An 18,738-nucleotide genomic window follows, 5' to 3' on the forward strand; every position below is an offset into this window, starting at 1 on the left:
GTTACGTCGGCGGCTCAGAACAGCTCGCCCTGCCCCCGCTCCGGCCATAGATCGGCAGGTTTGCGGGCCGACTTTGGCGGAGCCGGAGACGAAACTGGCGCCGGCGACGGAGGCGTCGGATCGCCCCCGCTCACCGCAACCGGCACGTCGCCGTCGGCGAATTGCAGCCGGAGCGCCCCTGCTTCGCGCGCGGCGCCGGCCGTCGTCACGATCGCCCCGCCCGCATCGCGCACCATCGCATAGCCGCGCGACAGCAGCGCGCGCGGGTCGAGCGAGACGAGCAGCCGCCCTAGCCCTTCGAGCAACGCCCGGTCGCGATCCCAGCGCCGCGCGAGCAGGCCGGGACGCAGCGCCGCACCGCGCGTCGCCAGCCGTTCGGCGACCACCGTCAGCCGGTGCCGCTGCGCCCGGTCGAGCCGGTCGCCGGCATCGTCGAGCCGCTGCCGCTGCGGCGCGTAAAGCGCCTCGCGCCGCGGCAGGTGCCGCGCGAGGGCGGCAAGCCGTTCACTTGCCAGGGCCTGATGCCGGTTCGCAGCGCCGATCATGCGGCTGGCGCGATGGATGAGCAATTCCTGCAGCTCGGCGCGCACCGGCACCGCGATCTCGGCGGCCGCCGTCGGGGTCGGCGCGCGCACGTCGGCCACGTGATCGGCGAGCGTCACGTCGGTTTCGTGGCCGACGGCGCTGATCGTCGGGATGCGGCAATCGGCGATCGCGCGCACGACAACTTCCTCGTTGAACGCCCACAGATCCTCGATCGAGCCGCCGCCGCGGGCAACGATGACGAGGTCGGGACGCGGCACCGGCCCGCCCGGCCGGATCGCATCGAACCCGCGCACCGCATTGGCGACCTGCGCCGCCGCGCCGTCGCCCTGCACCAGCACCGGCCAGACGATCACGTGCATCGGAAAACGGTCGGCGAGGCGGTGGAGGATGTCGCGGATCACCGCACCGGTCGGCGACGTGACGACTCCGATGACAGCGGGAAGCCGCGGCAGTGGCTGCTTGCGCGCCGGGTCGAACAGCCCTTCGGCACCGAGCCGTGCCTTGAGCTTTTCGAACAGGAGCATCAACGCACCCTCGCCCGCAACCTCCAGCGTGTCGACGACGAGCTGATATTTCGAACGCCCGGGATAGGTGGTGAGCTTGCCGGTCGCGATCACCTCGATCCCGTCCTCGGGCCGGAAGGCGAGGCGCCCCGCCTGCCCCTTCCACATCACCATGTCGATCAGCGCATTATCGTCCTTCAGCGCCGCATAGAAATGCCCCGAGGCCGCGCGCTTGGCGCCCGACAGCTCGCCGCGTACCCGAACGCGCGCGAAGCCATCCTCGACTGTCCGCTTGATCGCCGCCGACAATTGGCTGACTGACAAGGCAGGCGCATTGTCCCCCGGCGCCGCCTCGGCTAACAGCCGCGCTTCGGTGCCATCGTCGGACGCCGTATCGGGAAAAGGGACAGACATGAATATCCTGCTGGTGGGCTCGGGGGGCCGCGAACATGCGCTGAGCTGGCAGTTGGCGCAATCGGCGAGTTGCCGCAAGCTCTATGCCGCGCCGGGCAATCCGGGGATCGAGGCGCACGCCGAATGCGTCGCGATCGCCGCAGATGACATCGACAGCCTGATCGCGTTCGTAAAGGCGCACGCGATCGATTTCGTCGTCGTCGGTCCCGAAGCGCCGCTGGTCGCGGGGCTCGCCGACCGGCTGCGCGCGATCGGCGTCGCGACCTTCGGCCCCGGCGCCGCGGCAGCGCGGCTCGAGGGATCGAAGGGCTTCACCAAGGACCTGTGCGCGCGTGCGTCGATCCCGACCGCCGCCTATGTCCGCTGCACCAGCGCCGAGGAAGCGCATGCGGTGCTCGAGGGCTTTGCGATCCCCGTCGTGATCAAGGCCGACGGCCTTGCCGCAGGCAAGGGCGTGATCATCGCCGAAACCGCGGCCGAAGCGGCGGCTGCGATCGACGACATGTTCGACGGCGCCTTCGGCGGCGCCGGCGCCGAGGTGGTGATCGAGGAATTCATGACCGGCGAGGAGGCAAGCTTCTTCGCGCTGTCCGACGGTACGGACGTGATCGCATTCGGCAGCGCGCAGGATCACAAGCGCGTCGGCGACGGCGATATCGGTCCGAACACCGGCGGCATGGGCGCCTACAGCCCCGCGCCCGTGCTCACCGCCGAACTCGAAGCCGCGGTGATGGACCGCATCATCCGGCCGACTGTCAGGGCGCTTGCCGCCGAGGGCTCGCCTTATGTCGGCGTGCTGTTCGCCGGGCTGATGCTCACCGGCGAAGGGCCGAAGTTGATCGAATATAATTGCCGCTTCGGCGATCCCGAATGCCAGGTGCTGATGATGCGCTTCAGGGGCGACCTCGCGGCGCTGCTGTACGCCGCTGCCACGGACAGCATTACCGCGGCGGAGGCGCCGGCCTTCGCGCACGACTATGCGCTCACCGTCGTAATGGCGGCGAACGGGTATCCGGGCACACCCGAAAAGGGCGGCGCGATTCGCGACATCGCCGCGGCCGAAGCTGGCGGCGTGCGCGTTTTCCACGCCGGAACGGCGAGGGTCGATGGCGCAATCGTTGCGACGGGAGGCCGCGTCCTCAACGTGACGGCGACGGGCAAGAGCGTTACCGAAGCGCAGGCACGGGCCTACGCATCGGTCGACAAACTCGATTTCCCGACCGGTTTCTGCCGCCGCGACATCGGCTGGCGCGAGGTCGCGCGCGAGGCGGAATAGGCGGCGCTGGACGCGGCCGGCGCGCCCGCATAGGCTGAACGGAAAGCAGGGAGAGCAACATGACGTGGCTTCAGGAAAATTGGATCGTCGCGGTCGTCGGCCTCGTCGTCGCGGTCATACTGCTGTGGTGGCTCTTCGGCCGCAAGAAACCCGAAGAGATCGCGCCGCCGGCCGCGACTCGCGCCGAACCGCGCAAGCCGCTCGAACCGGCAAAGCCCGAGATCATCGCGGCCGAGCCGGCGCGCTTCAAGCCGGTCGAGCCGGCACCCGCACCGACGCCGCCGCCCACGCCGGTCGCCAAGGCGGCGCCTCCTCCCGCACCAAAGCCCGAGCCCGCCCTCGATATTCCCGAAGAACCCTCGGTTCCGGCAGCGCCCGCAGCCGAGACGCCGCCCGCCCCCGAACCCCGCCCTGCCACGGCGCCCGAGCCGGAACCGGAACCGGAGCCCACGTCGGAACCGGAGCGCGCTGTTCCCGAGGAACCGACCGTTCCGCCGCCGGCCCCCGAACCCGCTCCGGCACCTTCGCCGGCGCCGGCGCCGGCGGCAAAGACGGACAATCTGCAATTGTTGAAGGGCGTCGGGCCCAAGATGGTCGCGCTGCTCGGCGGTCTCGGCGTCACCAGCTTTCAACAGATCGCGGACTGGACCGACGCCGATATCGCGGTGATCGATCCGCAACTCGGCGCGTTCCAAGGCCGTATCGCGCGCGACAATATCGTCGATCAGGCGGGGTATCTTGCCCGCGGCGACAAGGCCGGTTTCGAAGCGAAATATGGGGCGCTCGGCGGCGAACTCTGATTTCGGCAGTGTTTCGAGGCTTGTATCGCAAGCGCTCTTAACGGCCGATTGCGGCCGATAGTTGCCGTTCCCGTCGTGCACCCCGGCGAAAGCCGGGGCCCAGGGCGTAGTCACGCAAGGCCGGCTTTCCATCGCTCTGGGCCCCGGCTTCCGCCGGGGATCACATCGGAACCGCCAACGTCCGTTCCCCACCCCAAAGCCGACATTCAAACCCGACGATCTTTCACGCAAAGAAAAAGCCCGGCGAATCGCTTCGCCGGGCTTTCCCGTTCGATTGCTTGTCCGACCGCTTATTCGCGGCTGCCCAGCAGGTTGAGCAGGAAGGTGAACATGTTGACGAAGTCGAGATAGAGGCTGAGCGCCCCCATGATCACCGACTTGCCGACAAAGTCGGTCCCGCGGACATAGAAATACATGCTCTTGATCTTCTGCGTGTCATAGGCCGTCAGACCCGCGAAAACGAGCACGCCGATCACGCTGATCGCCAGGCTGAGCGCATTCGACTGGAAGACGAAAGCATTGAGCAGCATCGCGACGATAATGCCGAACACACCCATGATCAGAAAGGTGCCGAGGCCCGACAGATCCTTCTTGGTCGTATAGCCATAGAGGCTGAGGCCCATGAAGGCGGCCGCCGTCGCGAAGAAGGTCTGCGCGATCGACGCGTCGGTAAAGACGAAGAAGATCGACGCCATCGACAGGCCCATGACGACCGAGAAAGCCCAGAACAGGCCCTGTGCCGCGGTCGTCGATAGCTTGTTGATGCCAAAGCTCAGCACCATCACAAATGCCAGCGGCGCGAACATGATCAGATATTTGACCGCGCCCGGGCCGAACAGCAGGGCGGGCGCGCCTTCCCAGCGCGAAAAGAGCAGCGCGACGATGCCGGTCAGCAGCACCCCCGACGCCATGTAGTTGTAAACCGACAGCATGTACGACCGCAGCCCGGCATCGACGGCCTGGTCCATTGCGTTCGCGCCGGCGCCAAAACCGGAAGCCGCCACATTGGGGTCGTTCCAATTCGCCATTTTTCATCTCCATCACCGGCCAGCCCATACCGGCCGTAGGGCGAATATCGGCATTTTCCTCCCCGCTTTCAAGCGAAACCGGACATTACCCGCGCTTTGCGGTTTTCGAACGCCGCAAAGCTCCTATGCTGGCGCGGCCATGTCGACCCACCGCCTCTTCGTCGCGCTGCGGCCGCCGCGAGCGATCCGCGAACAGCTCGTCGCCGCGATGCACGGCATTTCCGCCGCCCGCTGGCAGAGCGACGACCAGCTTCACCTGACGTTGCGCTTCATCGGCGAGGTCGACCGCCACCGTGCCGAGGATATCGCCGCGGCGCTCGGCAGCCTGCACGCGCCCGCCGTCGCCGCGCGCCTTGCCGGGGTCGGAATGTTCGAACGCCGGGGTCGCCCGCACACCGTCTGGGCCGGCGTCGAGCCACAGGAACCGGTTGCGGCACTCCACCGCAAGGTCGACCAACTCCTCGCGCGTGTCGGCGTCGATCCCGAAACGCGTGCCTTTCAGCCGCATATCACCCTTGCCCGCCTGAGTCATGCCGCCGGGCTGGTCGCGCCGTTCCTCGCGCTGCACAGCGATCTCGCGAGCGCACCCTTCGTCTTTGACCATGCCCTGCTCTACGAAAGCGAGATGGGCCATGGCGGGTCGCGCTATCATCCGGTCGCGCGCTATACGCTTTTCGCAGACGCCGCGACCAGCGCCGCGGCGACCGCGCCGACATCGTCCCACGTCGCGGCAAAGCCGCCTTCGTCGCCATAATAGGGATCGGCGACGCTGTCGCCCGCGCGCCCCGGCACCAAATCGAGCATCAGCCGCAGCTTTGCCATCGCATCGGCAGGCGCGAGTGCACGGGCATCGCGAAGGTTGGCTTCGTCGGCGGCGAGGATCAGGTCGAAGCGATAGAAATCCTCGCGAACCAGCTGGCGAGCCCGAAGGTCGCCGATGTCGGTGCCGCGGCGACGCGCCTCGGCCTGCGCGCGCCGGTCGGGCGGATGGCCGATATGCCAGTCGGCCGTGCCCGCCGAATCGAGCGTCGCATCGATGCCCGCTGCGGCAAAGGCCGCGCGTGCCGCGCCCTCGGCCAGCGGCGAGCGGCAGATATTGCCGAGACAGAGGAAGAGAATCGCGGGTTTCGCATCCTGTCGATCGTTACGCATATCGCTCCTGTCGCCCGCAAAGTTGAACCGACTTTCAACTTGCGCCTTTTCGCGGCTCTGCTAGCCATTGGCGTCAACGATAACGGGTGAGTGGGAGGGATGCCAGATGGCCGAGGATATGAGCCACGGTGGCGCGGCGCACGAGCAGGCGCCCGCCGCCCCGGCCAGCGCGAGCGGCTATAGCTGGTACGTGCTGCTGGTGCTCGTCGTCGTCTATATCCTGAACTTCATCGACCGGCAGATCCTCAGTATCCTCGCGGTCGATATCAAGGCCGACCTTGGCCTGTCCGACGGCGACATGGGCTTCCTCGGCGGCGCCGCCTTCGCGGTCTTTTATGCGCTGTTCGGCATTCCGCTCGGCCGCCTCGCCGACAATTGGAACCGGGTGAAATTGCTGTCGATCGGCCTGACCCTGTGGTCGGCGATGACTGCCGCATCGGGCTTCGCATACAACCAGGCGACCCTGACGCTCGCGCGCATGGGAGTGGGCGTCGGCGAAGCGACCGCCAGCCCGACCGCCTATTCGCTGATCTCCGACTATTTCCCGAAGCGGCAGAAAGCGACGGCGCTCGCCATCTATTCGTCGGGCTTGTACCTCGGCGGCGGCGTTTCGCTGTTCATTGGCGCGTTGATCCTCGAGGGGTGGAATAGGGCCTATCCGGCTGGCGGCCCGTTGGGGCTGGTGGGCTGGCAGGCGGCCTTCCTCGCCGTCGGCATTCCTGGACTGTTGCTCGCCCTGTGGGTCGCATCGCTGCGCGAGCCGGTGCGCGGGGCGATGGACGGCACCCCGGCGCACGGCTCGCCGACGCCCTTCCGCGAATTCGGCAAGGATCTGTCGATGATCGTGCCGCCGCTTACGCTTTATGGCGCATGGCAGCGCGGGCCCGCGGCACTGGCGATCAACATCGGCTTCGCCGCGGCGGTCAGCGCCTTTGCCTGGTGGATGATCGGGCTGACCGGCAATTTCCCGCAATGGTCGGCCGTCGCACTCGGCTATTATGCTGTCTTCTCCTGGGCCTGCACGCTCCGCGCACACGATCCCGCGACCTTCCGGCTGATCTGGGGGACGCCGGCGTTTATCTGCACGACATTGGGCTACGGCCTTGTCAGCCTCGCCGCCTATGCGCTCGCCTTCTGGTCGGCGCCCTATGCCGAAGCGGTGCTGGGCCTCCCCAAGCAGGAACTGGCCTTCATCCTCGGCGCGAACGGCGCGGTCAGCGGCTTTGTCGGAGTGATCATCGGCGGCCGGATCGCCGACGCGCTGCGCGAGAAAAACCCGGCGGGGCGCATCCTGATGATCATCTTCGGCGTCGTCGCGCCGGTCGTGCCGATCTGGATCGGTTATACGACCGAGGATTCGACGATATTCTATACGATGAACTTCCTTGCCGGCCTTTTCGGTGCCGCCGCACTGGGCGCCGCCGCGGCTACGACGCAGGATCTGGTGCTGCCGCGGATGCGCGGGACGGCGACGGCCGCCTTCTTCCTCGGCACGACGCTCGTCGGCCTGTCCTTCGGCCCCTATATGGTCGGACAGATTTCCGATCTTGCCGGGACAATCGTCGACGGCAAACCGGTGGGCGACCTGCGCACCGGCATCCTGTCGCTGATCGGCGTCGCGCCGATCGCGCTCGGGCTGCTCATCTATGCCTATCGCGCCGTGCCGCAGGCCGAAGCGACGATCGAGGAACGGGCGCGGGTCTAGGTTGTCCCGGGACTCCTCCCCGCGCGCGGGGAGGAGCGATTGCGACTAGTCCGCCTTGGCGACGATCACGCCGCAGGCAATGCGGTCGCCGCTGTTGCCGCTGGGATCGGTCCGGTAATCGTCGGGCTTGGCATGGATCACGAACGCCGCGCCGTCGGCGTCGAGCAACCCGCCGTCGCCGGCCAGGCGCGTGCCGACGAGGGTCAGCGTCGCGCGGCCGATCGTGTCGGGCTCGACGACGAGGTTCGGCATGTCGCCATGATGCGCGCCCATCGGATTTTCACGCCCGTGCTGCGCGCCGGTCGGATTCCAGTGCGGCCCGGCGCTCGTATATTTGGGGCCTTCGCAAAGCCCGACGGCGTGGACGTGCATGCCATAGGTGCCCGCCGCGAAGCCGCGCGCGACCAGTTCGAGCCGGAGGCCGTTCGTATCCTTGAAAATATCGACGCGGCCGCGATCGCTACCGCTGGCGTCGGTCAGTTGCGCCACCGCATCGGGCTCGGGCAGCTTGTCGGGCGATCCCTTGCCCGTCAGGCTGGCGCAGCCCGCCAGCGCGAGGGCGATCAGGCCGGTGGCCAGCAATGTGCCGTTGCGGCGCGATACGATCGTCATAACTTGCTCCCCATGGATTGGCGTGGGGCACGGCGGCCGCATCGGCGACCGTCCGGGCCCTTCAAAGGATGAATGCCCTTATTCGGCGCGGGTTCCAATAGCGATATGGCGAAAGCCATGCCGGAGCACTTCGTCGCGGCGATAGATGTTGCGCAGGTCGACGAGCAGCTTGTCGGCCATCCTGCCGCCAAGCCGCGCGAGATCGAGCGCGCGGAAGGCATCCCATTCGGTGATGATCGCCACCGCGTCGGCGCCTTCGGCTGCGGCATAGGCGCTCGCCTTCATTTCGACCTCGGGCATCATCGGCGCCGCGATCTCCATTCCTTCGGGATCATAAGCGGTGACGCGCGCGCCGGCGTCGAGCAGCGTCTGGACGATCGCGAGGCTCGGCGAATCGCGCATGTCGTCGGTGTTCGGCTTGAATGTGAGCCCGAGCAGCGCGACCGTCTTGCCACGCGCGTTGCCGCCCATCGCCGCGATGATCTTGCGGCCCATCGCACGCTTGCGCAGGTCGTTGGCCTGCACCGTCGCTTCGACGAGGCGCAGCGGCACTTCATTGTCCTGCGCGGTCTTGAGCAGCGCGAGCGTGTCTTTCGGGAAGCAACTCCCGCCATAGCCGGGACCGGCGTGGAGGAATTTCGCGCCGATCCGGTTGTCGAGCCCGATGCCGCGCGCGACGTCCTGCACCTCGGCGCCGACGGCCTCGCAAAGATCGGCGATCTCGTTGATGAAGGTGATCTTGGTCGCGAGGAAGGCGTTGGCGGCATATTTGATCATCTCGGCGGTGCGCCGGCGCGTGACGAGGATCGGGGCCTCGTTGAGGAAGAGCGGCCGGTAAACTTCGCGAAGGACGGACTCGCCATGCGCGTCTTCGGCACCGATCACGATGCGGTCGGGGCGCTTGAAATCGCCGATCGCGGCACCTTCGCGCAAGAATTCGGGGTTCGAGGCGACGCTGTGCGAGCGCCCGGGCGCGCCCTCGCGCAGGATGCGCTCGACCTCGTCGCCGGTGCCGACGGGCACGGTCGATTTGGTGACGATCACGCAATCATGATCGAGTGTCGCCGCCAGTTCCTCGGCGGCGCCGAAGACATAGGAAAGATCGGCATGGCCATCGCCGCGGCGCGACGGCGTCCCGACCGCGATGAACACCGCGTCGGCCCCGGCAACCGCAGGCGCAAGGTCGGTGGTGAAGGACAGGCGGCCCGCCGCGACATTCTTGGCGACCAGCGAATCGAGGCCGGGCTCGTAAATCGGCATCCGCCCCGCGTTCAGCGCCTCGATCTTGCCGGCGTCCTTGTCGACGCAGACGACGTCATGGCCGAAATCGGAAAAGCACGCCCCCGATACCAGCCCGACATAGCCGGTTCCGATCATGGCGATTTTCATGCGAACTACCTTTGTTGTTGCGGCCGGCGTGTCATTAAGGACAAATGTTTCAAACGAAAAGGGCCGCGAATTGCTTCGCGGCCCTTTCCATAAAACGCGTTAAGGATCAGTGATCAGAAAACGCGCGCATATTGTTCGTTGCCGACGAAGCCGAGCTTGCCGACTCCGCTGCGCTTGATCACCGCCATCACATTGTCGACGACGAAATAACGCGCATAGGGGTCGGGCTGAACCTGAAGCTCGGGCTCGACCGGCAGCGCCTTGGTCTGCTCGAGATAATTCGCGAGCTGGGCAAGGTCGACCGGTGCGCCGTTCCAGGTGATCGTCCCGGCCGGGTCGATCATCACCTTGTTCTTTTCCGGATCGACATTGTTTTTGCTGTCGGTCGGAACCGGCAGGTCGATCTTCACCGCGTGGGTCTGGACCGGGATGGTGATGATGAACATGATGAGGAGCACGAGCATGACGTCGATAAGCGGCGTCGTGTTCATGTCCATCATCGGTTCATTGTCGTCCCGATCGCCAACGGCCATGGACATAGGATTATTCCTTCATAACTGCGCGGACCGCCTTACAGGCGGCCCACCGTACCCGAACCAGGAGCCGGTTCCGAAATGAACCCGATCTTCTGGAAGCCGGCATATTGCATCGTGTAGATCACCCCGCCGATGCACTGATACGGCGTGTTGATGTCGCCGCGGATATGCACTTCGGGGAAATTTTCCTCAGTGATATTCTGCGGTCCGCCGATATCTTCGAGCAGCTTTTCGAGCTTGTCTTGCCCACGCTGTAGCAATTCGCGCGAATCGACCGGGGTTTGGCCCCAATAGACTTCGCATGCCGTACTCTCGGGGTTGGGTTCGCCGTCGCCGTCGGTGTCGGCCGAACGGACCGACAGCAGCACATTTTCTGGCTTCGTCGTCGTCGGCTCGAATACCACGGCCGGCAGCTTGAGGTTCACCGTCTCCAACACCACGGGAACCGTGATGAGGAAGATGATGAGCAACACAAGCATGATGTCCACGAGCGGCGTCGTGTTGATTTCGGACATCGGGGCTTCTTCGCCCTTTGCGCCTGCACTCATCGCCATAGGATTAGCATCCTGTCACAAAATTGTCTGTTACGGACCGGGTCGACCCGCCAGCGGCGCATCGACCTGTCCAGCGGACCTCGCCAGCCCCCGTCGGGAGGCGTGGCGAGGATCCATTAGACCGGTCAGGCCTTCTTCGGCGCGGCGGCGGGAGCAGCCTTCGCCGGAGCGGCGGCAACCGCCGGCTTCACCTGACCACCCGACATGATCGAACCGAGAACGTCGTTCGAGAAGGTCGACAGACGACGGGCAATCGCCTTGTTGCGGCTCTGCAGCCAGTTGAACGCGAGCACCGCGGGAACGGCGACGATCAGACCGATAGCGGTCATGATCAGCGCTTCACCGACCGGACCTGCGACGGTATCGATCGACGCCTGACCGGACGCACCGATCTTCACGAGGGCGCGAAGAATACCGATAACGGTACCGAACAGACCGACGAACGGCGCGGTCGAACCCACGGTCGCGAGGAAGGCGAGGCCGCCGTTGAGCTTCGAGTTGATGTGGTTCTGCGACCGCTCGAGCGTGCCGTGCATCCAGTCGTGGGCTTCGACGGGGTCGGTCAGCTTGTTATGCTCTTCGTTGGCGCGCAGACCGTCTTCGACGACCTGACGATAGGCGCTGTTCTTTTCGAGCTTCGCGGCACCGTCGGCCAGCGTCGGCGCGCGCCAGAAATTGGCGTCGACCGCCTTGCCCTGGCTGATCACCTTATTCTGTTCGAACAGCTTGGTGAACAGGATGTAGAGCGTCCCGATGAACATGATCAGCAGCACCAGGAAGGTGATCTGCGACACGATGCCGCCTTCGCACAGCGCGGGAACGAGACCGTAAGGGTTCTGGCCTTCTTCCTTAACGCACATCGAAGCGGGCATCAGGCTCAGGCCTGCGTCGTGAGCAGCTGCCGGCGCCGCAGCGGCGGCATTTGCGATCAGATTAAACATGCTGGTTATTCCCTCTCAAAGAATAAAATTAGTCAAAATACTGGGTCGGGGCGACCCGCGCCTTGTCAGCGCGGAATCTGCCACCGGATACGATTGCTGTAGCTCCCGCCCGTGGGGTTGCCTGCACGGTCCTTGCCGGGATTGAAGCGGCCGCGACGCGTGATCAGCTTGCACGTTTCCGCGTCAAGGTCGGCATGGCCGCTCGACGAGGTGATGTCGCACGAAGTGATCCGGCCATCGACACCATAGGTGACGCGGAAGCCGGTCGTTCCCTCGCGTTCCTCACGCATGGCGCGCGCCGGATAGTCGTCGTTCGTCGCCCAGCGGCCCGGATTGCCCTTCGGCGTGCCCTGTGCGCTCAGGTCGGGAGCCGGCGGCGGCGCCGGCGGGGCCGGCGGCGTATAGACCGGCGGCGGCGGAAGCCGCGGCGGGGTCGGCACCGACTGGACCGTGTTCGTCGTTACCGGCGGCGGAATCGGCGACGGGGGCGTCACGACCGGAGGCGGCGGCGGCAGCTTGTTGTCCGGCGGCGGCGGCGGCGGCGGCTCCTCCGGCGGCGGCGGCTCTTCGACGTCCACCACGTCCAATTTTTCGGCAATCTTCTTGACGATACTGATGTTCAAACCATTTACCAGGCCATAGCCCAGCACTGCCGTGAACAGACCAACCAAGACAATTGCCACTACCCTGTTTTTAGGGTCGACATTATCACCATAAGCCATTCAGGGACGACGCTCCTTGCTAGATCATCCTGACACCAATCCGTACCATCGGGTTCGGTTGCCAAATGCCCGGATGATTTCCGATGCGTTTTGCGAGACCCGATAGCATAGCATCCGGCTGTTTATGTTCTTGCCGGACGCTTCGGGCCCGTCCTATCGCGGTGGCGGCAAGTTCGCAAACCCTTTATCAGCGGTTAATGTGCCCTGCCCCATGATGGGGCTTCCGATAGCGTTACCGGTGTCATCCCGGTGTCACAAATGATGGAAAGTGATTTGACCATGCGCGCGCTTTTGCCGACCGCCCTTGCCGGAATTTTGCTTGCAACGGGCGGGATTCAGCCGGTTTCCGCGATGCAGACCGCCAGCGCTCCCGCGACGGTAAGCGCCTATAGCTACGCCGACATCGCCGATCTCGCGACCGCCGCGCCGATGACGATCCACGCCCAAATTCGCAGCGCCACGGTCCTGAAGCCCGACCGTGCACCCGGTCTCGCGGCCGGGCACGCCCGATTCTACGTCGAGGCCGACGTCGTCGGGCTGATTCGCGGATCGGGGCCGCTCGCCGCGCGGATCACCTATCTCGTCGATCTGCCGCTGGCGGCGAACGGCAAGGCGGCGAAGCTCAAGAAGAAACAGCCCGTCCTGCTCTTTGCCCGCCCTGTCGCGGGGACTGCGGCGGGCACCAACAGCACCGGGAGCGTCCGGCTGATCGCGCCCGACGCCCAGCTTTTGTGGGATCCGGCAACCGAGGCGCAACTGCGCGCGATCCTGACCGAGCTCGTCAAGCCGGGCGCGCCGCCCGCGATCAAGGGAATCGCCAACGGCTTCCATGTCCCGGGCACGCTGCCGGGCGAGGGCGAGACGCAATTGTTCCTCGATACCAAGACGGGCGAGCCGGTTTCGCTCACCATCCTGACCGCCGCCGACGGGTCGCGCCGCTGGGCCGCGGCATTCGGCGAGATCGTCGATGGATCGGCCGCGGTGCCCAAACGCAATACGCTGGCGTGGTACCGCCTTGCCTGCGGGCTGCCGAAAAACCTGCCGCTGAACAAGCTGGCGGGCACGGCTCCCGACGACCGCCGCAAGGCCGCGTCGGATTATGCCGTCGTGCTTGGCGCGCTCGGCGAATGCACGCGAACGCGCAAGCCTCCCGTGGCCGGATAAAGAAGAGCTACCGGCCCGCCAAGGCACAGCGGGCTTGTGTCATGGCGAAAAGCCGATAGGGGCGCTGGCGACCGTCATCCAAGGAGTGCCCCGATGTCCGCTTCCACCGTTCCTGCCCCACGCCCGCCGCTCCGCGTCGCGCTCGCCGGGATCGGGGTCGTCGGTGGCGGCGTCGTCCGCTTGCTCGAGGCCAATCGCGACCTGATCGCGCGCCGCGCCGGACGCCCGGTCGAGATCGTCGCCATCTCGGCGCGCGACCGCCACCGCGACCGCGGCATCGACCTTGCTTCCTATCGCTGGGAAGACGACATGGGTGCGCTCGTCGCGGCCGACGATGTCGACGTCGTGGTCGAAATGATCGGCGGCGCCGATGGCGCAGCGCTGACGCTGGCGCGCCAGACGCTCGGCGCGGGCAAGGCGCTCGTCACCGCGAACAAGGCGATGATCGCGCACCATGGGCTCGACCTCGCGCGGCTGGCCGAAACGAAGGACACGCCGCTCAAATATGAGGCCGCCGTCGCAGGCGGCATCCCGGTGATCAAGGCGATCCGCGAGGGCGCGTCGGCGAACGAGATCGCGCGCGTCTATGGCATCCTCAACGGCACCTGCAATTATATCCTGACCCAAATGGAACGGAACGGCGCGAGCTTCGCCGAGGCGCTCACCGCGGCGCAGGCCGAGGGTTATGCCGAAGCCGATCCGACCTTCGACGTCGACGGCATCGACGCGGCACATAAATTGTCGATCCTCGCCGCGCTGTGCTTCGGGACGAAGCTCGATATCGATGCGGTGACCGCCGACGGCATCCGCAATCTGACCGCGGCCGACATCCGCGAAGCCGAAGCTCTCGGGCATCGCGTCCGCCTGATCGGCATGGCCGAGCGCGACAGCGGAGAAAACGGCGGCGGCCTCTATCAGCATGTCCAGCCATGCCTCGTCCCCGCCGACCACCCGCTCGCCTATGTTCCGGGCGCGCTCAACGCTGTCGTCGCCGAGGGCAATTTCGTCGGCCGCTTGTTCTTCGAAGGCGCCGGCGCCGGCGCGGGACCGACGGCGTCGGCGATCGTCGCCGACATCATCGACATCGCGCGCGACGAATATGGCCCCGCCTTCGCGATGCCGGTCGATTCGCTCGATAAAGCCCCGGCGGCCGACGCGGGCGCACGGATCGGCAAACATTATGTCCGCCTGATCGTCGAGGACCGCATCGGCGTGCTCGCCGAGATCGCCGCGGCGATGCGCGACGCCGGCGTCTCGATCGAAAGCCTCATCCAGCGCGGCGGCGACGACGAGGACAGCGTCATCATCGTGCTCGTCACCCACGAGGGCCCGGCGAGCGCGATCCACGCCGCGCTCGGCATCCTCGCGGCGTCGGACCATGTCGTCGGCACGCCGATGCACATGCCGATCCTCGCGCTTTAAGGTTCGGCTTCTTCGGGGACCGGCGTACCCGTATCGGGATCGGTCGCACGCTTCGCCATTTCATAGAGCGCATTATATTCGGGCCCGGGCGGATAGCCCTTGCCCAGCGCCACCCAATTATAGGGCAGGCGGTCGAACATCATCCCCTGCGCCTCGGCGCGCGGCAGTTTGGGCCTGGCGTCGCGGCCGACCCCCGCGATCGCACGCAGCTCGGGCGACAGCCGATGCCGCTCCGTGTCGGTGCCGCACACGGTAATCGACCCATCGTCGGCCGGTTTGCAGCGCCGGATCGGGTCGACCATCTCCTTGGCATTGGCGGCAGCGGTTTCGGCATTGCGCGGCGGCGGCGGTGCGGGCGGCCCCTGCACCTGTGCGGCGGTCGTCCCTGCCATCGTCATCGCGATGACACAGGATGCGGCAAAAGCGCCGCCGAATCGGGCGAAGCATCCTCGACAAGCGGTGCGGCCGGCCATATGGCGCGCACCATGCCCGACGGGGGCGGCAAGGCAATAGCAAAGACGGAGAGTATCGGGATGACGAACAGCAGCAACCTCGACCGGGTGCTCGTGCTCGAAATGGTGCGCGTCACCGAAGCCGCGGCGATCGCGGCGGCGAAGCTGATCGGGCGCGGCGACGAGAAAGCCGCCGATGCCGCGGCAGTCGAGGCGATGCGCACCGCGTTCAACACGCTCTATATGGACGGCACCATCGTCATCGGCGAAGGCGAGCGCGACGAGGCGCCGATGCTCTATATCGGCGAAAAGGTCGGCAATGCGCCGGGCAAGGGCCCGAAGATCGACATCGCGGTCGACCCGCTCGAAGGCACGACGATCACCGCCAAGGCGGGGCCCAATGCGCTCGCGGTGCTGGCGATCGCCGAGGAAGGCTGCCTGCTCAACGCCCCCGATGTCTATATGGACAAGCTCGCGGTCGGCGCCGGCTATTCACCGAACATCGTCAATTTCGACAACAGCATCCGCGAAAATGTCGAGGCGGTGGCGCGCGAGAAGGGCTGCGGCCCCGAGGACATCATGGTGTGCGTGCTCGACCGGCCGCGCCACGAAGCGATGATCACCGAATTGCGCAGCCTCGGCTGCGGCGTCGCGCTGATCCCCGACGGCGACGTCGCCGGCGTGATCGCGACGACCAACCCCGAAACCAACATCGACATCTATATGGGGTCGGGCGGCGCGCCCGAGGGCGTCCTCGCCGCGGCGGCGCTGCGCTGCGTCGGCGGCCAGTTCAAGGGCCGGCTGCTGTTCCGCAACGACGACGAACGCAAGCGTGCCGCCAAATGGGGCGTCGAGGATCTCGACCGCGTCTATGACCTCGAAGACCTTGCCAAGGGCGACGTGATCTTCGCCGCGACCGGCGTCACCGACGGGTCGCTGCTGCGCGGGGTCAAGCATCGCCGCGACGGCGTGATGACCACCGAAACTGTCGTGATGCGCGCCTCGTCGGGGACGGTGCGCTGGGTTAAGGGCGAACATCGGGCGGGGTAACCGTACACCGGGCGGTTGCGGCCGGACACTGGCCTTGTCAGATCGTCACCCCGGACTTGATCCGGGGTCCATGACCCCGACGCCGAAATGGATTCCGGATCAAGTCGGGGATGACGAAAATGGAAAGCAACGGCGGTTTTCGCCGCCTCGCCCTATTCGTCCTCGCCGTCGTCCTTCGGCCGGCGGATTTCGCTAACGAGCAGCTTGTCGATCTTGCGGCCGTCCATGTCGACGATCTCGAAGCGCCAGCCCTTGTCGCTGAAATGCTCGCCTTCCTCCGGCAAGCGCTTCAGAATGGCAAGCGCATGGCCGGCGGCGGTCGCATAGTCGCGATCGTCCGCCAGTTCGATTCCCAATCGTTCGGCCATCTGGTCGGCGGGCATCGATCCGGCGATCAGCAGGCTGCCGTCGTCGCGCTCGACGACGAAGGGTTCGCTGCCGATATCCTGGTCCGACGCGAATTCGCCGGCGATCGCCGCGAGCAGGTCGGCGGGGGTCACCAGTCCTTCGAAATGGCCATATTCGTCATGGACGAACAGCATCGGCACGTCGGCCGCGCGCAGGCTTTCGAGCGCGTCCATCGCGTCGATCTGGTCGTGGATGACCTTGGCCGGCCGGGTCAGCGTTTCAAGGTCGAGCGTGTCGCCGCGGAACAGCGCCGCCGCGATATCGCGCGCCTGCACGACGCCGACGATCTCGTCGACCGAACCGCGCGCGACGGGGATGCGCGTGTGCGGGGTTTCGAGCAGCTTGGCGCGCACCATGTCGGCGTCCGACACGATTTCGATCCAGTCGACATCCTTGCGCGGCGTCATCACTTCGCGCACCGGACGGTCGGCCAGCCGGACGACGCCCGAGATGATCGCGCGCTCGCTTTCCTCGATCACCCCCGATTTCGACGCCTCGGCGACGATCAGGTGCAGTTCCTCGGCGGTCACCCGGTCTTCCGATTCGCGGTTGAGGCCGAGCAGGCGAAAGACCAGCGCCGAACTGTTGTCGAGCAGCCAGACGAGCGGCGCGGCGATTCGCGACAGCCAGTACATCATCGGCGCGACGATGATCGCGATCCGTTCGGGGGCGCGGAGCGCAAATTGTTTGGGCACCAGTTCGCCGGCGATCAGCGAAGCGTAGGTGGTGAGTGCGATGACCAGCGCGAAGGCCACCGACAAGGCGGTTTCCGCGTCGAACCCGAACAGCGCCTGCAGGCGCTCGGCCACCGGCTGGCCGAGGCTGGCGCCAGAATAAGCGCCGGTCAGCACGCCGATCAGCGTGATGCCGACCTGCACGGTCGAGAGAAAACGACCGGGGTCCGATGCGAGCTGGCGCGCGATCTTCGCGCCGCGGCTGCCGCGCTTTTCGGCGGCCTGCAACCGCGGGTCGCGTGACGAGACGATCGCGAGTTCGGACATGGCGAAAACGCCGTTGAGGAGGATGAGGATCAGGATGATCACGACATCCGACCAGGGAAAAGGGGTCATGGGAGAATCGAGGGGGGGGCGGTCGTACGGCGCATCGGCGCCCGGCCCCTGTCAGCTTCGGTCATGCCTTCCTATAGGCGAAAGGCGACGGGATACACAATGGGATCGGCGCCAGCCGGCCAAGGGGGATCGTCGCCCGGCTCAGCCGCCGTTCAGCATGATTTTGGAACCAGTTGGCGGGCCAGCTGTTATCGGCACATTGGGCGGCCATCGCAGGACCGGGTCGGACCGCCAAGCAAGGGAGCGAAAAGATGAAGACCAATATGATCAGGCTCACCATCCTCGCGAGCATCGGCGCGCTGTCGCTGAGCGCCTGCGTCACCGATCCGGTGACTGGCGAGAAGAAGATTTCAAAGGCCGCGATCGGCGGCGTCGGCGGCGCGCTGGGCGGCTATCTGCTCGGCGATCTCATCGGCGGCAAGAACAGCCGCACCGAGGAAATCGTCGGCGCGGGCATCGGCGCGGTCGCCGGCGCGGGCGTCGGCTATTATATGGATCAGCAGGAAAAGAAGCTGCGCGAACGTACCGCCGGCACCGGCATCGACGTCGAACGGCAGGGCGACCAGCTCGTGCTCAACATGCCCGGCGACGTCACCTTCGATTATAACAGCGCGCTGGTGAAATCGCAGTTTCGCAGCGCCCTCGACAATGTCGCATCGACGCTCGCCGAATATCCGAGCACCTATATCGACATCTATGGTCACACCGATTCGACCGGCAGCGACAGCTATAACCAAGGCCTGTCCGAACGCCGCGCCGCGTCGGTCGCCGACTATCTGGGCGGCCGCGGCATCCAACGCGCCCGCATGGCGACGATGGGCTATGGCGAATCGCAGCTCAAATGTTCGCCCGAACGCAGCGAAGCCGACTATCAATGCAACCGCCGCGTCGAAATCCGCATCGCGCCGGTGACGCAGGCCGATGTGAACGCCGCACGCTGATCTCCACTCCCGTGGACAGGAAAGGGCGTCGCCTGTGGGCGGCGCCCTTTTTT

General features: G+C 66.2%; 19 protein-coding genes. 8 read left to right on the forward strand and 11 right to left on the reverse strand.

Going from position 1 to position 18,738, the window contains the following annotated elements:
* Positions 1 to 14: 14 nt before the first annotated feature.
* Positions 15 to 1,463 carry an exodeoxyribonuclease VII large subunit gene (gene xseA, locus AN936_RS18810; protein ID WP_054589419.1) on the reverse strand — a complete coding sequence of 483 codons (1,449 nt, stop codon included), beginning with the start codon at positions 1,461 to 1,463 and terminating at the stop codon, positions 15 to 17.
* On the opposite strand from xseA, the gene purD reads away from it, so the two are divergent.
* Together purD and AN936_RS18820 are read left to right on the forward strand one after the other, a co-directional pair.
* Positions 1,462 to 2,739, forward strand: a complete 1,278-nt coding sequence (gene purD, locus AN936_RS18815) for a phosphoribosylamine--glycine ligase (RefSeq protein ID WP_054589420.1) — start codon at positions 1,462 to 1,464, stop codon at positions 2,737 to 2,739. The genes xseA and purD overlap by 2 nt on opposite strands.
* A gap of 59 nt (positions 2,740 to 2,798) precedes the next feature.
* Entirely contained in the window at positions 2,799 to 3,539 is a 741-nt protein-coding gene (locus AN936_RS18820; protein ID WP_054589421.1) for a hypothetical protein, read from the forward strand.
* Positions 3,540 to 3,829: 290 nt separating this feature from the next.
* On the opposite strand, the gene AN936_RS18825 is transcribed toward AN936_RS18820, so the two are convergent.
* Entirely contained in the window at positions 3,830 to 4,567 is a 738-nt protein-coding gene (locus AN936_RS18825) for a Bax inhibitor-1 family protein (RefSeq protein ID WP_054589422.1), read from the reverse strand.
* Positions 4,568 to 4,706: 139 nt separating this feature from the next.
* On the opposite strand from AN936_RS18825, the gene thpR reads away from it, so the two are divergent.
* Positions 4,707 to 5,321, forward strand: a complete 615-nt coding sequence (gene thpR, locus AN936_RS18830) for an RNA 2',3'-cyclic phosphodiesterase (RefSeq protein WP_054589423.1) — start codon at positions 4,707 to 4,709, stop codon at positions 5,319 to 5,321.
* On the opposite strand, the gene AN936_RS18835 is transcribed toward thpR, so the two are convergent.
* Positions 5,231 to 5,719, reverse strand: coding sequence for a low molecular weight protein-tyrosine-phosphatase (locus AN936_RS18835; RefSeq protein WP_054589424.1), 489 nt, complete (start codon positions 5,717 to 5,719; stop codon positions 5,231 to 5,233). The genes thpR and AN936_RS18835 overlap by 91 nt on opposite strands.
* A 106-nt stretch (positions 5,720 to 5,825) precedes the next feature.
* Between AN936_RS18835 and AN936_RS18840 the strand changes: the two genes are divergently transcribed.
* Positions 5,826 to 7,424 (forward strand): spinster family MFS transporter, encoded by a 1,599-nt coding sequence (locus tag AN936_RS18840; RefSeq protein ID WP_054589425.1) that lies wholly within the window; start codon positions 5,826 to 5,828, stop codon positions 7,422 to 7,424.
* A gap of 45 nt (positions 7,425 to 7,469) precedes the next feature.
* Here AN936_RS18840 and AN936_RS18845 read toward each other — a convergent pair whose 3' ends face one another.
* The 6 genes from AN936_RS18845 to AN936_RS18870 all read right to left on the reverse strand — a co-directional run bounded on the left by AN936_RS18845 (position 7,470) and on the right by AN936_RS18870 (position 12,178).
* Positions 7,470 to 8,036 carry a superoxide dismutase family protein gene (locus tag AN936_RS18845; protein ID WP_054589426.1) on the reverse strand — a complete coding sequence of 189 codons (567 nt, stop codon included), beginning with the start codon at positions 8,034 to 8,036 and terminating at the stop codon, positions 7,470 to 7,472.
* A 78-nt stretch (positions 8,037 to 8,114) separates the two neighbouring features.
* Complete coding sequence (locus AN936_RS18850) at positions 8,115 to 9,425, reverse strand: UDP-glucose dehydrogenase family protein (protein ID WP_054589427.1); 1,311 nt, start codon at positions 9,423 to 9,425, stop codon at positions 8,115 to 8,117.
* Positions 9,426 to 9,538: 113 nt separating this feature from the next.
* Complete coding sequence (locus tag AN936_RS18855; protein WP_054589428.1) at positions 9,539 to 9,964, reverse strand: ExbD/TolR family protein; 426 nt, start codon at positions 9,962 to 9,964, stop codon at positions 9,539 to 9,541.
* 32 nt (positions 9,965 to 9,996) lie between these two features.
* Entirely contained in the window at positions 9,997 to 10,515 is a 519-nt protein-coding gene (locus AN936_RS18860; RefSeq protein WP_084758537.1) for an ExbD/TolR family protein, read from the reverse strand.
* 125 nt (positions 10,516 to 10,640) lie between these two features.
* Complete coding sequence (locus tag AN936_RS18865) at positions 10,641 to 11,387, reverse strand: MotA/TolQ/ExbB proton channel family protein (RefSeq protein ID WP_054590424.1); 747 nt, start codon at positions 11,385 to 11,387, stop codon at positions 10,641 to 10,643.
* A gap of 134 nt (positions 11,388 to 11,521) precedes the next feature.
* Complete coding sequence (locus tag AN936_RS18870; protein WP_054589429.1) at positions 11,522 to 12,178, reverse strand: energy transducer TonB; 657 nt, start codon at positions 12,176 to 12,178, stop codon at positions 11,522 to 11,524.
* 351 nt (positions 12,179 to 12,529) lie between these two features.
* Here AN936_RS18870 and AN936_RS18875 point away from each other — a divergent pair, with 351 nt between their 5' ends.
* Together AN936_RS18875 and AN936_RS18880 are read left to right on the forward strand one after the other, a co-directional pair.
* Positions 12,530 to 13,342, forward strand: a complete 813-nt coding sequence (locus tag AN936_RS18875) for a hypothetical protein (protein ID WP_234715639.1) — start codon at positions 12,530 to 12,532, stop codon at positions 13,340 to 13,342.
* A gap of 93 nt (positions 13,343 to 13,435) precedes the next feature.
* Positions 13,436 to 14,764 (forward strand): homoserine dehydrogenase, encoded by a 1,329-nt coding sequence (locus AN936_RS18880; protein ID WP_054589431.1) that lies wholly within the window; start codon positions 13,436 to 13,438, stop codon positions 14,762 to 14,764.
* On the opposite strand, the gene AN936_RS18885 is transcribed toward AN936_RS18880, so the two are convergent.
* Positions 14,761 to 15,156 (reverse strand): hypothetical protein, encoded by a 396-nt coding sequence (locus AN936_RS18885; protein ID WP_234715640.1) that lies wholly within the window; start codon positions 15,154 to 15,156, stop codon positions 14,761 to 14,763. The two genes, AN936_RS18880 and AN936_RS18885, sit on opposite strands and share 4 nt — an antisense overlap.
* A gap of 141 nt (positions 15,157 to 15,297) precedes the next feature.
* On the opposite strand from AN936_RS18885, the gene glpX reads away from it, so the two are divergent.
* Positions 15,298 to 16,266: a class II fructose-bisphosphatase gene (gene glpX / locus AN936_RS18890; RefSeq protein ID WP_054590425.1), complete on the forward strand. Its 969-nt coding sequence runs from the start codon at positions 15,298 to 15,300 to the stop codon at positions 16,264 to 16,266.
* 152 nt (positions 16,267 to 16,418) lie between these two features.
* Here the strand turns inward: glpX and AN936_RS18895 are convergent, their stop codons facing one another.
* A complete protein-coding gene (locus AN936_RS18895) occupies positions 16,419 to 17,744 on the reverse strand; it encodes a hemolysin family protein (protein ID WP_054589433.1) in 1,326 nt (441 codons plus the stop codon).
* A 251-nt stretch (positions 17,745 to 17,995) separates the two neighbouring features.
* Between AN936_RS18895 and AN936_RS18900 the strand changes: the two genes are divergently transcribed.
* Positions 17,996 to 18,685, forward strand: a complete 690-nt coding sequence (locus AN936_RS18900; protein ID WP_054589434.1) for an OmpA family protein — start codon at positions 17,996 to 17,998, stop codon at positions 18,683 to 18,685.
* The last annotated feature ends 53 nt before the right edge of the window (positions 18,686 to 18,738 follow it).

Source organism: Sphingopyxis macrogoltabida (assembly GCF_001307295.1).
In the GTDB taxonomy this organism is placed as follows: Bacteria; Pseudomonadota; Alphaproteobacteria; order Sphingomonadales; family Sphingomonadaceae; genus Sphingopyxis; species Sphingopyxis macrogoltabida_B.

Coding starts and splice junctions, on each gene's coding strand:
- purD (WP_054589420.1), top strand. CDS start 1,462: ATGAATATCCTGCTGGTGGGCTCGGGGGGCCGCGAACATGCGCTGAGC.
- xseA (WP_054589419.1), bottom strand. CDS start 1,463: ATGTCTGTCCCTTTTCCCGATACGGCGTCCGACGATGGCACCGAAGCG.
- AN936_RS18820 (WP_054589421.1), top strand. CDS start 2,799: ATGACGTGGCTTCAGGAAAATTGGATCGTCGCGGTCGTCGGCCTCGTC.
- AN936_RS18825 (WP_054589422.1), bottom strand. CDS start 4,567: ATGGCGAATTGGAACGACCCCAATGTGGCGGCTTCCGGTTTTGGCGCC.
- thpR (WP_054589423.1), top strand. CDS start 4,707: ATGTCGACCCACCGCCTCTTCGTCGCGCTGCGGCCGCCGCGAGCGATC.
- AN936_RS18835 (WP_054589424.1), bottom strand. CDS start 5,719: ATGCGTAACGATCGACAGGATGCGAAACCCGCGATTCTCTTCCTCTGT.
- AN936_RS18840 (WP_054589425.1), top strand. CDS start 5,826: ATGGCCGAGGATATGAGCCACGGTGGCGCGGCGCACGAGCAGGCGCCC.
- AN936_RS18845 (WP_054589426.1), bottom strand. CDS start 8,036: ATGACGATCGTATCGCGCCGCAACGGCACATTGCTGGCCACCGGCCTG.
- AN936_RS18850 (WP_054589427.1), bottom strand. CDS start 9,425: ATGAAAATCGCCATGATCGGAACCGGCTATGTCGGGCTGGTATCGGGG.
- AN936_RS18855 (WP_054589428.1), bottom strand. CDS start 9,964: ATGTCCATGGCCGTTGGCGATCGGGACGACAATGAACCGATGATGGAC.
- AN936_RS18860 (WP_084758537.1), bottom strand. CDS start 10,515: ATGGCGATGAGTGCAGGCGCAAAGGGCGAAGAAGCCCCGATGTCCGAA.
- AN936_RS18865 (WP_054590424.1), bottom strand. CDS start 11,387: ATGCCCGCTTCGATGTGCGTTAAGGAAGAAGGCCAGAACCCTTACGGT.
- AN936_RS18870 (WP_054589429.1), bottom strand. CDS start 12,178: ATGGCTTATGGTGATAATGTCGACCCTAAAAACAGGGTAGTGGCAATT.
- AN936_RS18875 (WP_234715639.1), top strand. CDS start 12,530: ATGCAGACCGCCAGCGCTCCCGCGACGGTAAGCGCCTATAGCTACGCC.
- AN936_RS18880 (WP_054589431.1), top strand. CDS start 13,436: ATGTCCGCTTCCACCGTTCCTGCCCCACGCCCGCCGCTCCGCGTCGCG.
- AN936_RS18885 (WP_234715640.1), bottom strand. CDS start 15,156: ATGGCAGGGACGACCGCCGCACAGGTGCAGGGGCCGCCCGCACCGCCG.
- glpX (WP_054590425.1), top strand. CDS start 15,298: ATGACGAACAGCAGCAACCTCGACCGGGTGCTCGTGCTCGAAATGGTG.
- AN936_RS18895 (WP_054589433.1), bottom strand. CDS start 17,744: ATGACCCCTTTTCCCTGGTCGGATGTCGTGATCATCCTGATCCTCATC.
- AN936_RS18900 (WP_054589434.1), top strand. CDS start 17,996: ATGAAGACCAATATGATCAGGCTCACCATCCTCGCGAGCATCGGCGCG.